At 48.4% G+C, this 13,420-nt stretch carries 6 protein-coding genes; 2 read left to right on the top strand and 4 right to left on the bottom strand.

Features of this window, described 5'->3' with window-relative positions; genetic code table 11:
* Positions 1-32: 32 nt before the first annotated feature.
* Positions 33-455, bottom strand: coding sequence for a hypothetical protein (locus LRL21_RS29250; protein ID WP_240419301.1), 423 nt, complete (start codon positions 453-455; stop codon positions 33-35).
* A 363-nt stretch (positions 456-818) separates the two neighbouring features.
* On the opposite strand from LRL21_RS29250, the gene LRL21_RS29245 reads away from it, so the two are divergent.
* Positions 819-1,979, top strand: a complete 1,161-nt coding sequence (locus LRL21_RS29245; protein ID WP_240419363.1) for an MFS transporter — start codon at positions 819-821, stop codon at positions 1,977-1,979.
* A gap of 306 nt (positions 1,980-2,285) precedes the next feature.
* Positions 2,286-3,917: an S-layer homology domain-containing protein gene (locus tag LRL21_RS29240; RefSeq protein ID WP_240419300.1), complete on the top strand. Its 1,632-nt coding sequence runs from the start codon at positions 2,286-2,288 to the stop codon at positions 3,915-3,917.
* Positions 3,918-4,050: 133 nt separating this feature from the next.
* Here LRL21_RS29240 and LRL21_RS29235 read toward each other — a convergent pair whose 3' ends face one another.
* The 3 genes from LRL21_RS29235 to LRL21_RS29225 all read right to left on the bottom strand — a co-directional run bounded on the left by LRL21_RS29235 (position 4,051) and on the right by LRL21_RS29225 (position 13,408).
* A complete protein-coding gene (locus LRL21_RS29235) occupies positions 4,051-8,187 on the bottom strand; it encodes an S-layer homology domain-containing protein (RefSeq protein WP_240419299.1) in 4,137 nt (1,378 codons plus the stop codon).
* A 133-nt stretch (positions 8,188-8,320) separates the two neighbouring features.
* Positions 8,321-8,620, bottom strand: coding sequence for a hypothetical protein (locus tag LRL21_RS29230; RefSeq protein ID WP_240419298.1), 300 nt, complete (start codon positions 8,618-8,620; stop codon positions 8,321-8,323).
* Positions 8,621-8,740: 120 nt separating this feature from the next.
* Positions 8,741-13,408 carry an S-layer homology domain-containing protein gene (locus LRL21_RS29225; RefSeq protein WP_240419297.1) on the bottom strand — a complete coding sequence of 1,556 codons (4,668 nt, stop codon included), beginning with the start codon at positions 13,406-13,408 and terminating at the stop codon, positions 8,741-8,743.
* Positions 13,409-13,420 lie beyond the last annotated feature (12 nt).

The raw sequence follows: 13,420 nt of genomic DNA, 5'->3' as shown, positions 1-13,420 counted from the left end.
TCTTTTCAAGGATAGATAACGTGCAGCACTCGTTAGGTTGCTTTGTTCGTCTTGGCCTGCTCGATCAATGCCTTCAGTATATCATCAAGCTTCATGGTAAAGGTCTGATTCATAAAAGTGACAGTGACCTCGCTAGCTCCCGGCTTGCCGTCAACCTTTAGGCTTTTGGTCGTAACCGTGTAAGACCCGTCCGCATTTTGCTTATATTGCGCATCCTTCATTTCGTTCGATACGACTTTGATCGCCTGATTCTTTACTTCAGTTGTTACCGTAGCTCCAATATTGAGCAATTGATCCTTATAGCTGGCACCATAGAAATATAATCCTGCCAATATGGCAAGAACAATGACCCATTTGATAACGGTTTTAACGATGCGGACAACAACGAATAAAATCACAATAACCAACAAAATAATATACCAGCGCTCTTGTAAAAATGACGTAATAAAATCCAACCTTCATCTCTCCTCAAATTCATCTCACTCAATACTGGTAATCATACACTATCTTTATCATTGTCTTCATCCCTTTTTTTCCTCAGTTCTGCGAGCTGACGCTGAATTTGGTCGGACTTGTCGAATCTTTTGGCCTTCCGAAAGGTGGTTCGCAAACGAAAAATAAGAAAGACTAATATAACTACCAAAAATAATAGCAGGAACGGATCCATACCCGGCAACCTCTTCTCAATAAATCATTGTATGTATCGCTTAATCTGCGGCCCGTGAAAATAGTGGTACTAACCTCCGGGCTTGTCACGTAAACGTAGTATAACGCTGCTGAAAGCAAGCAGACTATGGATCCCATTCGAGGTGATACGATTGAAAACCGCGCTGTGGTTATATTTGTTCATGTTTGTAGCTTTTTTCGATCTGCATGCGCAATACCCGATATTATCCCCGTTTGCCATCTCGCTTGGCGCTGCCCCTTCATTTATCGGGCTCATTTTAGGTGTATACTCACTGACACACTTGCCCGGTAACCTGCTGGCAGGTTATGGTGTAGACCGTTATGGAAGTAAAGGTTTTATTGTCTTTAGCCTAATTGTAGCAGGTATTGTGCTGTTAGTTCAATCAAGGGTAACGGATCCCTGGGATTTGTTGATTATCCGCTCGATCAGCGGCTTTGTCCTTGCCTTCCTTTCGCCTGCATGTCTATCTCTGCTAGCCAAGATTGCCAAGGACCGTGTTCAGCAAAGCAAGTTTATGGCAGGTAATGGTCTTGTACATACGATGGCCTCCGTATTAAGTCCGGCCGTCGGTGCTTATCTGGTAGCCAAGCTCGGCTTTGCGCAATCCTTCACGGTGTTGGGCTGGATTCTGATTGCTACCGGTGTCCTTGCCATGGTCGGAGTAAAGGAAGCAACGGGTCAAAAGGCGCTTGTTGACTTGTCCATCCCACACACCCAGAGCGTTGCCGAACATCCCGATGAGCTGCCTGAACTGAAAAATGATCGTGTTCCCTGGCTTTTCTTTGGTATTCCGCTCTCCATTTCTTGTGCGCAAGGGATATTATTTTTTGAGCTGCCTCTAATGAAGGAATCCAATGGTTCCATTCTGACGTCAGGCATTTTGTTTTCACTTGTCAGTCTGGGGGCACTCGTCACCTTGAGCATGATCTTCTTGAACCGCAAATCCCCATTTCTGAGGACCACTATGGGCAGTCTGGGACTGGCGATTATTTTTTTCGGCTTATCCATTCATTGGCCTATTCCGATCTATGTCTCGTTATTTATGATTGGAATGGCCAAAGGCATCATTTTTCCGGCTATCGCCTCCCTGCTGGCAGGAATTACAAGCTCCAGCCATTATGGGCGTGTATTTTCGTTTTTATCCATATCCTTTTCCATAGGCGCCTTTATAGGTCCCATTGTGGCCGGACATATGAGAAGTCATACTTCTCCTTACTTTATTGCATTTGCCTGCCTGATGCTGGCTTTATCTGTTGTCCCGCTTCGTGCCTTCAAACCCGTTTCTATTTGAAAAGAAATCATGCTGCTTGCCTGCCAATAATAAGTCGCCTTTTGCAGGCGATTTTTTTGTGTGTTTCAACGTTATTTACACTGGGTAAGTAAAAGTTAGGTTAAGCGTTACTTCTCCTTCTCATTTAAACCAGATATTCCCAATGTTGTTTTTTGGGTAAGACGGACTTAAACAAGGGAGTTGCGTTCGAACTTTGTTACAAGACATGAACCCAGCATATCTATGTCGAAAAAGGAGGTGAAAAGCATAGTGACAAACGAACCTTTTCACAAAAAAAACAAAAGAAACGATAGGAGTGAAACGTTAATGAAGCCAGCTTTTACCAAAAAGACTGCTCAAGTTACCGTACTTGCGCTGATGCTTTCAATCATGCTGCCTGTTCTGGCTTTTGCTGCAACGGGATTTTCTAATTTGACATTTCAGAACAATAATGTAACAGGTAGCGTATATTCCAGTACTTATTTAGACTCAAGTGTTGGAGACGCAGTATATGTCAATGTGTATGGAAGCAACGGGACTTTGATTTCTACGACCCAAGCTGTTTACAACAATACTTACTCAAGCAATCAAGGCTGGTATTATGCGATGCCAACTATAACCGCTTCAAGTATTAATAGTCCTCTTACTGTTAGTACTACTGTTTACAAAGCTGGTGTTGTAGATACAAGCGAATCTACAACTGCGACACTGTACTACACCGGAGGAACAACTGGCGGTGGCGGTGGTAGTTCTGGCGGTGGCGGCGGCGGTGGCGGCGGAAGTGTTTCCGGAGCGACCATAAGTGTTTCTTCTGACGGAAGCATTGATGCCTACACGCTGCAAAACGCTTTAACTTCTAATAATGAAATCGTGCTTAATCTTAGTGGAGATCTGGCTTTGATTCCAGCTAAGGCATTGACCAGCTTCACTAATGACACTTCCAAGACACTACGGATCACTAATAGTAAAGGCACTTATATCCTTCCAATCTCGGTATTGAACCTAAGTGACTTGGCAAGCACTCTTGGCACTACAGTCGATGAGCTTATTATTAAAGTATCCATTAGTGCACCAAGTGCTGATGATGTGGCTAGCATAACATCTGCAGCTAGTGCCTTGGGTGCTACAGAAATCGCTACACCGGTTGATTTCAACCTTGTGGGACTTGCACCAGACAGCAAAACTCAAACGATTGATCTAGGTTCGAATTATGTGAGCCGTATTCTTCCTTTGAACAAAGCAGCAGATCCCACACGTTCGACAGGTGTTGTATTCGATAGAACAACAAAAAAATTAAGCTTTGTCCCTTCTCTGATTAATACAGCAGACACAGGCAGCACAGCTACAATTAAACGTAATAGCAACAGTATTTATACAGCAATCGAATTGAACAAAAACTTCCCTGACAGCCAAGGACACTGGGCTCAAGGCTACATCGAATTACTGGCCAACAAGCTGGTTGTTGATGGCGTAACCGATACAACCTTCGAACCGGAGCGTAACATCACTCGTGCTGAATTTGCAGCCTTGGTAGTTCGTTCACTCGGTCTTGAGCAAGCCGCAGGAAGCAGCTCCTTCAAAGATGTTGCATCAGGTGATTGGTTCGCAGGCGTTGTAGGCGCAGCAACCAAAGCCAAAATCATTGATGGTTACGAGGATTCAACTTTCAGACCAAACGAACCGATCAAACGTGAAGAGCTTGCAGCTATGGTAGTCCGTGCTTTGAATTATGCAGGTGCTAAACCAACTGTAACTTCTGAACGTCAAAACGAATTGTTAGCTAAATATACCGATGCCAACCAGATCGTATGGGCTCAACAAGAAGTAGCAACCGCAATTGAAGCAGGAATCATTGATGGAATCACTGACAACACAATCGCTCCTACTAGCCAGGCTACACGCGCACAATCAGCTGCTATGCTGAAACGTTTGTTAACCAAAGCTAACTTCATCAACTAAGTAAAGCCGGTTGATCACTAATTAAATTCAGATTTATAAGCCAAAAGGCACTGACAGCGATGTCGGTGCCTTTTGGCTTGTTTGACTTTTAAGGAAAATGAATGCAACGTTAGTGAGTGCAGCTATCTAATTGTTAAATTAGATCAGACTTTTGCAAAAGTGTTTGAACAATAACTGCAACCTCTGCTCGTGTTATGAAAGCTTTAGGAGCCAGTTCTGTGTTGTTTCGTCCCGAAACAAGCCCGTACTTCAAGCAGTCAGAAATTCCGCTCTGAGCCCATTTCGATATCGTCCCCGCATCGGTGAAGGAGTTTAATACTTGTCCCGTATTTTGCAAAGGTTTCGCTTCGATCTCCGTAATGGTCATCGCTCTTGCCATAATCGTCATCGCTTGTTCGCGTGTAATTTTATCATTCGGGCGGAAGGTGCCATCCTCGAATCCGCTGATCAGGTTGTACGTGAATGCCGTCCCAATCGCACTGGCGAACCAACTCTTCGGATCAACGTCAGAGAAACCCGATGCCCCTGCCTTTAGTTTCAATCCTAATCCACGAATCAGGATAGCGGCAAACTCCGCACGTGTAATATCTTGATCGGGATTAAAGGAGCCATTGCCGATACCATTGATAACCATACGCGATCCCATATCGTTTACAGACTTTTTAGCCCAGTGCAGCTCTACATCCTTAAACTCAAGCGGATGCCATACAACAGAATAGATGCTATTCGTCATGCTGTTCACCTTGGCATAATACTTGCCGTCTAACAGCACAATCTTCGTCGGCACATGACGCAGCGTTCCATCCGTTTCAATCACGACTCCAGTCGTGATTTTGTTAGGATCTACGCCGTCAGGAATGACAATGGTATGTTCAACATATGCTTTGAACTCGGTGACTTCAATTGTAGTGTCCTTATAGAGAGCTCTTACAGTAAAGTCAAGTGGTGGAACGACAATCGCAATCGTTCCTTCTGTGGATTCATTTGGAACCCCTTGCACTGGCGTTCTGGGCACAGCGATTTCGATCTGAACTATAATATCCTGCAGAGCTACCGATTTGCCCACCTGATCTAAGATCGCTTGGATGTTGATCTGCTGAGCCGGCAAACGGTAACTTGCTTTATCCGTTTTAATTTCTAATATAGCTTGCTGCAATTCCATTTTACTGACCATCTGTCCGTTGAGCTCTCCGATCACGACATCGGATCCGGTATCCACCGATATCGTCACCACAGCAAACTGACCTTCCCTCGCGAGCTTATCCTCCAGCTTATTCTGATCAATCGTGATCGTTGTTACCGTCTGTGAATTTACGTTTGTTACCTTTACTGTTCCTGCATTTTCCAGCTTGCCATTAACAAGAACAGTAGCACCCGTTGTATCAGATACCGATGTTAGTGGAGGCGTTGGCTGTGACGATGTGCTTGAACTGCCCTTGTTATTGGAAGAAACTCTTAGCCATACGGCATGAGAAGATTCAGAAGGAATGCTGCTGCCAACGCTGTTCGTCGCAATTACCGTGAACGTATAGCTTATGCCATAAGTTAAGCCCGTAACGGTTATTGGACTGCCTGTACCGCTTGCCGTCAATCCTCCCGGACTCGAGGTCACGGTGTAGCCGGTGATTGGGCTGCCCCCATCACTAACCGGTGCGGTGAAGCTCACGGTTGCTTGCGATTGACCATTCACTGCCACAGCCGTCACGTCCATTGGTGCGCCCGACACCGTGGCCGGTGCGTTCGGTGACGTCGGTATCACGCTATTCGATGGACTCGATGCGACTGAGCTTCCTAAAGCATTTGTTGCAACGACGGTGAATGTATACGCCGTCCCATACGTCAACCCCGTAACGGTGAGGGGACTGCCTGTACCGCTTGCCGTTAAACCTCCCGGACTCGAGGTCACGGTGTAGCCTGTGATTGAACTGCCTCCGCTGCTTATCGGTGCCGTAAAGCTAACGGCCGCTTGCGATTGACCATTCACTACCGCTGCCGTCACGCCCATTGGTGCACCTGGCACTGTAGCCGGTGCGTTCGGTTGCGTCGGTGTCACGCTATTCGATGGACTCGATGCGACTGAGCTTCCTAAAGCATTTGTTGCAACGACGGTAAACGTATACGCCGTCCCATACGTCAACCCCGTAACGGTGAGTGGACTGCCTGTACCACTAGACGTCAAACCTCCCGGGCTAGATGTCACGGTGTAGCCGGTTATGGGGCTGTTTCCATTACTGACCGGTGACGTGAAGCTCACGGTCGCTTGCGATTGACCATTCGTTACCTCTGCGGTTACAGCAGTCGGAGCACCCGGAGGGGACATTGATAATATTTGGATGCGATTGTTGCTAAAATCGGCCACATATATATTACCTCTGCTGTCTATCGCCACACCGCTTGGGTACTTAAACTCTCCCAGATTGCTTCCGTAGCCACCACCGCTCTTCTTCCATTCACTCCATATTCCTGTAGCTACCATCAGCTTCTGGATACGATTGTTTTCGGAATCAGCCACGAATAAATCCCCTTTACTGTCTATCGCCACACTAAATGGCTCATTAAACTCCCCCAAGCTGCTTCCTTTCCCGCCGCCGCTTTTCTTCCACTCGCTCCATACTCCTGTAGCTACTGTCAGCTTCTGAATGCGATTGTTTTTTGTATCCGCCACATATACATTACCGCTGCTGTCTACCTCCACCCCGCTTGGATAATTAAACTCCCCCAGGCTGCTTCCCTTCCCGCCGCCGCTCTTCTTCCACTCGCTCCATATTCCTGTTGCTACCGTCAGCTTCTGGATCCGATGGTTATTGGTATCCGCCACATACACATTACCGCTGCGATCTACTGCCACCCCGCCTGGATAATCAAACTCTCCGAGGCCGCTTCCTTTCCCGCCGTCACTCTTCTTCCACTCGCTCCACACACTTGTAGCTCCTGTTACTGTCAGCTTCTGGATGCGGTGGTTATAACGATCCGCCACATATACATCACCACTGCTATCTACAGCAACGTCGGTTGGACTCTCAAATTCCCCCAGACCGCTTCCCAAGCCCCCACCGCTCTTCTTCCACTCGCTCCACACACCTGTAGATACATTCAGCTTCTGGATGCGATGGTTATCGTAATCGGCCACATACACATTTCTCTCGCTGTCTACCGCCACACCGCTTGGATACCGAAACTCTCCCGGGTCCGTGCCAGCAACTACTCCCTGATATACCCACTCGCTCCATAATCCTGCAGCTACCGTCAGCTTCTGCATGCGCTCATTACCGGAATCGGCCACATATACATTACCGCTGCTGTCTACCGCCACGCCTTTCGGATTATTAAACTCTCCGGGGCCTCTTCCGGAACCGCCGCCGCTCTTCTTCCACTCGCTCCACACACTTGTAGCTCCTGTTACTGTCAGCTTCTGGATGCGATGGTTATTGGTATCAGCCACGTATACATTATCATTGCTGTCTACAGCAACGTGGAGTGGATTATTAAACTCTCCCAGGCCACTTCCGCTACCACCGCCGCTCTTCTTCCACTCGCTCCACACACTTGTAGCTCCTGTTACTGTCAGCTTCTGGATGCGGTGGTTATTGGTATCCCCCACGTATACATTACCGCTGCTGTCTATCGCAACGCTGGATGGTCTATTAAACTCTCCCAGGCCGCCTCCCGAACCACCACCACTCTTCTTCCACTCACTCCATACACCAGTAGATATATCCAATTTCTGAATACGATTGTTCCAACTATCCGCCACATACACATTACCGCTGCTGTCTACAGCCACACCTTTCGGATTATTAAATTCTCCCAGGCCGCCTCCCGAACCACCGCCACTCTTCTTCCACTCACTCCATACCCCTGTGGAACCATTCAGCTTCTGAATGCGATGATTACTGGTATCCGCCACATATACATTTCCACCGTTATCTACCGCTACGCCGACTGGACTGTAAAACTCTCCCAGGCCATTTCCTGACCCGCCGCTGCTGCTCTTCCATTCGCTCCACACCCCTGTAGCTGCAGTCAGCTTCTGGATGCGATGGTTATTGTAATCGGCCACGTATACATTACCACTGCTGTCTACGGCCACGCCGCTTGGATTAGAGAACGCTCCGAGCGAATTACCGCTGGTTGGTCCTATCTTGGCGTATTGACTCCATTGATCTGCTGCTTGCACAGGAAATACGAATAATGCTATGGAGGCCATAAAGATCATAATGATCCATACCTCCAGCCTTCCTCTAAACTGATTTGCATGTCCCCAATTCATAGCCTTTATTCCCTTCTAAATAAGCTTGACTTACTGTGAACGTAACTCACTATAAATTCTACCAATCACTTCTCTCAAAATTCTCACAAAGCCTCGGTTACATACTCACCAAACATAGAGTTTGTCATTTTTATCATAAAATTTTCTTGTTTATTAGAATCTCAGGGAATTTGAACATTTTCGCTATTCCCTTAGCACATGTCATAGCATCTTTTAGAGTATCCCAAGCATATACACCAGTTGTTAGAGTGCCCTCCCTATCGATTCCGCTGATTTGAACGCAGTATTGATTGGCACCATGCTTGTGAATTTCTATAATATTAAGAGTATCTAAATTTGCTAACGATCCATTGCGATTATTCAACCCTCTCATCTTGTCCTTTCTTAAAGTTAATAGGGAGCAGTGAATCGTTTTGTTTTTATGCTTCTGCAAAAAGTCCCCGCCATACAATGGCTGGGACTTTTTAACAGATTCAGGACAAACGTCCTTTTAGCTTCCTTGTTACTCTTTAATTGTGACTGAAACCAGAATCACAGGTTCAACAAGCCTTCTCTACCGCTCCGAGCGTACTGTCGCGGGCTCATGAGTATGATCAACGGACGCCTCTTGAATGTTCTTAAACGCCCAATGGCTTGCAGGTACATCGCTCCACTTAGCATCGGATACCGACCACGCTTCGCGACCTGCCAGCTTGTTAAAAATCGTCACCGCTTCAGCGCGGGTAAGAGTCCGCTCAGGACGGAATGTACCGTCCTCGTATCCATTAACTACTCCCGCCGCTTTCGCTTTTACGATCGCTGCCGCTGCCCAGTGACCTGAAGTGTCGGAGAAGCTGTCTCCGCCTGCGCCGTCCGTGGCCGTGCTCAAACGCGCTGCAATGGTTGCCGTTTCCGCGCGTGTAATGGTCTGCTCCGGCTTGAAGCTGCCGTCCGGATAGCCGTCCATCAGTCCGCTGTCCGCTGCTAGGTCAATGGCTGATTTCGCCCAATGAGTCTGCGCAGCATCCGTAAAGACTTTGGCTGCCGGCTTAACGCTTTTATCCTTACCGAACAATCGGACTAACACTGTTGCCATTTCCGCACGCGTAATTGGCTTTTCCGGTCCGAATGTGCCGTCCGGATAGCCCGTCATATACGCTTGATGCACTTTGCTTGTTTGCGATCCTAACTGAACGACCGCAAACGTACTGAACTTGTTCACGGTAAACCGTATGCCCAGCTTACCTGTTGTATCGAATGGCACGATTTCTCCTCGAACCAGCTCCTTAGTACCGTCGCTATGCTCGATGAAGATGCCCAGTTCCTTGAGCTGCTGCTCACTCAGGCCCGTTTCGGGCAGAGGAAGTACCAGTGTAACCTGGCGGTTCTGCATGTTCGTCTCGATCATCATCGGACGACCCAACACGTTGACTATTGCGCTGCCTGCGGCTTCACGCACAATCTGCTCCGTTCTTGCGCGTTGTTCGATTTCACTGCGTTCGCTCTCTGTTTTGACCGGCACGATATTGAAGAATACATCTTCCTTCCAGCCATTCATCGCCACGTCCGGAATAAGAACACGCACGTTATTCGTGCTGATCTCCAAATCTACTTTATTATCCGCTAATTTGGCTGTCGATTCTTTCGGCAATGTCACTTTAATTTCTGAAACCTCATCCTTAGGATCAGGAATGACGAGCTTGGCAGAGCTGGAGCCTGCTGCTTTCAGTTGATCAACCAGCTTGTCCGCCTGACCCGGCGTCAGTGAAACTTCATCCTTTTTCCGTCCATCTGCCCCTGTTGTACGATGTACGACCGCTGTGGACATAACTCCGCCGTTGCCGCTATTTTCTACATTAACGGTAATGGTCTCACCCTGTGAAGCACCGGACGAAGAGCTGCTGCCGCTGCCGGACGAATTGCGCAGGGTAATCGCGGCACTAATCGCGGGTGTTGTTACATTGCCCGCTGCATCCGTCAACTCCATTGTAACTGTTCTTGCTCCGTAGCCTGGGAGCAGCGTCCACTCTTTTGTTCCGGTCACAGCTTCCCACGCGCTCCAGGTCGCATTATCATTGGAGAAGCGCATTTGTACGCTACCTGAACCCGTGCCGTCGCTTCCTGTAATCGTCAGGCTGACAGAAGCTGAGCTTGTGACTTCCGAACTGTTGTTAATGCTTAGCGTTCCAACTGGTGCGGTTTTATCGAACAACACGCTGCTGCCATCCTTCGTGGCACTTACGCGTGTTCCCGCATTTCCGTTCAAATCGGCAAAATCAATGGAGAATGCGACAATGCCTTCGCTTTCACTGCCATTGAACGTAAGCGCAGCCTTGTATACGCTGCTGCCGACACTCGTTACACTCGTCGCACGTCCTGCGATTGTCACCTCAGGCAGAGCTCTGAGCGGCTTGCTCGCTGTAAACGTCAATGCTGCTGTATCTCCGGTTTTGGCTAGTGTCGTAGCCAGGTTGCTGCTTTTTATGCTGACCGCTGTCAAGGTTGGATAGATAGGCAATACAACGCCTGCCTGCGGAGTTGCTGAAGCTTCATTGGAGTATTCGCTGATCCGTCTGGTATCGGCCGCTTTCACCGCGAAATAATAGGCTGTGCCGTTCACCAAGCCGTTTACATTGTAGGTTGAGCCTGTCACTGTAGCGATAGGCACTCCGTTATAGACACCGCTTGCTGTGCCTGAATAGATGTTGTAATACGTTGCACCCGTTACGCTGCTCCAGTTCAGTGCAACCAGTCCGTCTCCGGCTGATGCACTTAGCCCTGCAGGTGCTGGAAGCGGCTCCTCTGTAACCGCCGCGGTTTTCGCGCTTTCCACAGCCGTACCGGTCGTTACGCCTGCCTGCGCTACAGGCGTCACTTCAAAGCTGATAAATTTACCATAGTCCGCCTCTTGCAAAACGTACGTTTTGGCCGTTGCTCCCGTTATGGCTGATTTATTCGTTCCAGCCGCATCATCTGAGCGGTACCATTTGAAGAGACTTACTCCCTCCAAATCACCGTCGGCATCGTTGTACGTATAGCTGCCGGTCAAGGTCTGACCAAGCTTGGCAGCTCCGCTGATTGCGGCAGCTGCAGCGGTCGGAGCACTATTGAACTTCTGCCACTCCAAATAGGGATAACCGTCATTTTTGTAAGGGTCTATCCTCCACACGCCAGGATCAGCGAAGCTCCAGTTGACATAGGTTCCCTGCTGCTTCATGGCATCTGTGGCTTTAGGCTCGCCCTTCCCGGTATCGCTTAAGCCGGAAACGTCCTTGTCATAATAAGACTCCGTTATCGTACCGGTTCCATTTGAATAGGAGCCGAACAAGCCTCCTGTTGTAGCCGGAACGTTCGATGTGACCACAGCAGCTGCATACGAGTGGAGCATATCGAGCTTTCTTCCGTCGGCATTTGCAACCAGTCCGCCTGCAAATATAGAATTACTCTCAACCTTGCCTTTGAAGTACGAATCCGTTATCGTTATCGGGCTGCTGTCTACTAAACCTATTAGTCCCCCTGCATAACCCAACCCCGCTTTAACAGAGCCTGTAGCATACACCTGGCTAATTGTTGTCGGACTCATAGCATGACCAACCAGACCGCCGACAAAATTAGAGCTCGATTGGATATCCACGTTCTTCAAGCCGAGACGCTGGATCTCCGCCTCTTGGATAACCCCGAAAAAGCCTGGCCGCTGCTCCGACGAAGCAATTTTCAAATTCGAAATCGTATGCCCGTCTCCGTCAAATTTTCCTGTGAAAGGAATCGCCCCGGTGGTTCCTAACGGCACCCAGCCTGTTCCCTCATTATAAGGAGCTATTCCCAGATCGATGTCAGCCGTCAGTTTATAATATCCTTTCTTATACTGTGGATGTCCGATTGGGTACAGATAGTATCTGATGCTGTTGAGCTGCTCTGCGGTTTCGATCAGCCAAGGGTCCGCTTCCAAACCTGCTCCCCCCGCAAAAGGATGCACAATCGGACCATACCAGGCGCTCTTCACCGCTATTCCTGTTGCTTTGCCTGTTGCTGCTACAGGCGTAACCTCGAAGCGGATATATTTGCCTACGTATTCCTTCCCCCCAATTATATAGGTTCGGCCCGTTGCGCCGTTTATTACACTCTCGGACGTGCCTGAGGCATTATCTGCACTGTACCACTTAAAGATGGACGTGCCTTCAGCATCGTTCTCGGTATCCTGATACGTATAGCTGCCGGTTAAGGTCTGACCCACCTTGGCTGTCCCGCTTATCGTGACGGATGAAGCAGTAGGGGCATGGTCAAACGCCTTCAAATAGGGGTAACCGTCGTTTTTATTCGATTCCAACCCCCATGCTCCCGTATTCGTGAAGTCCCAGCCCGAACCAGGATAAATATACGTCGCTCTCAGCATCAAGTCAAAGGATACTAACGGAGTGCCTAACCCCTGGGTGAATCCGGTAATATCGGACGCGTAATAGGAACCAATGTTAGTACCGCCGCCTGTTGTCATCAAACCGCTGGATGTATTATTGTTTATCGGAGTTGTGACCGTGGCAACAGCATAACTGTAAAATATGTAAGTATCCGGAGTGCTGCTGCTGCCAACCAAACCGCTGGCAGTGCTTACCCTACTCTCGACAGCGCCGTTAAAATATGTATAGTGCAGCTGTACGGCTTGAGTGGGTGACATAGGCACAGAAACACTTTCAGCAAAACCAACCAATCCCCCCGTATTCGATCCCCCTGTAACGGACCCTGTAGCAAATACATTGCTGATTGTCGTAGCTTTGGCCCAGCCGACCAAACTGCCGACATTATTGGCGGATAAAGAGCTTATATTCACATTAAGTAAACCGATATTATTGATCTGGGAACTTTCGACAACACCGAATAAACCGAGATTATCCGCAGTCGATGCGATTCTAAGATTTTTAATCGTATGTCCGTTTCCGTCGAATGTCCCTTTAAAGGGAGTGCCGGCGGTGCCTATCGGCTCCCAGTCTGCCCCTTGACCGTAGTAAGACAAATCGATATCGTTTATTAACTTATAGTGGGCGGACAGATCATTTCTGACCTCGTTTAGCATGGAAGCCGTATCAATCAGGTACGGATCGCCGGATACTCCTGTCCCCCCTGCAAAACTCCCATTAAAAGCTCTCGAAATACCCGCCAATCCGAATAATCCAAACAACTGCAGCAATACCAATACGGCCGCCAGCCATTTGCGGCTCCTGACGTTCCTGCTTCTTTGTTTCTGCAATGCTTTCATCTC

It is taken from the genome of Paenibacillus periandrae (genome assembly GCF_022458865.1).
Classification (GTDB): Bacteria; Bacillota; Bacilli; order Paenibacillales; family NBRC-103111; genus Paenibacillus_S; species Paenibacillus_S periandrae.
The sequence above is the reverse complement of the archived record's forward strand: the minus strand, read 5'-3'. Positions and strand labels throughout refer to the sequence as shown.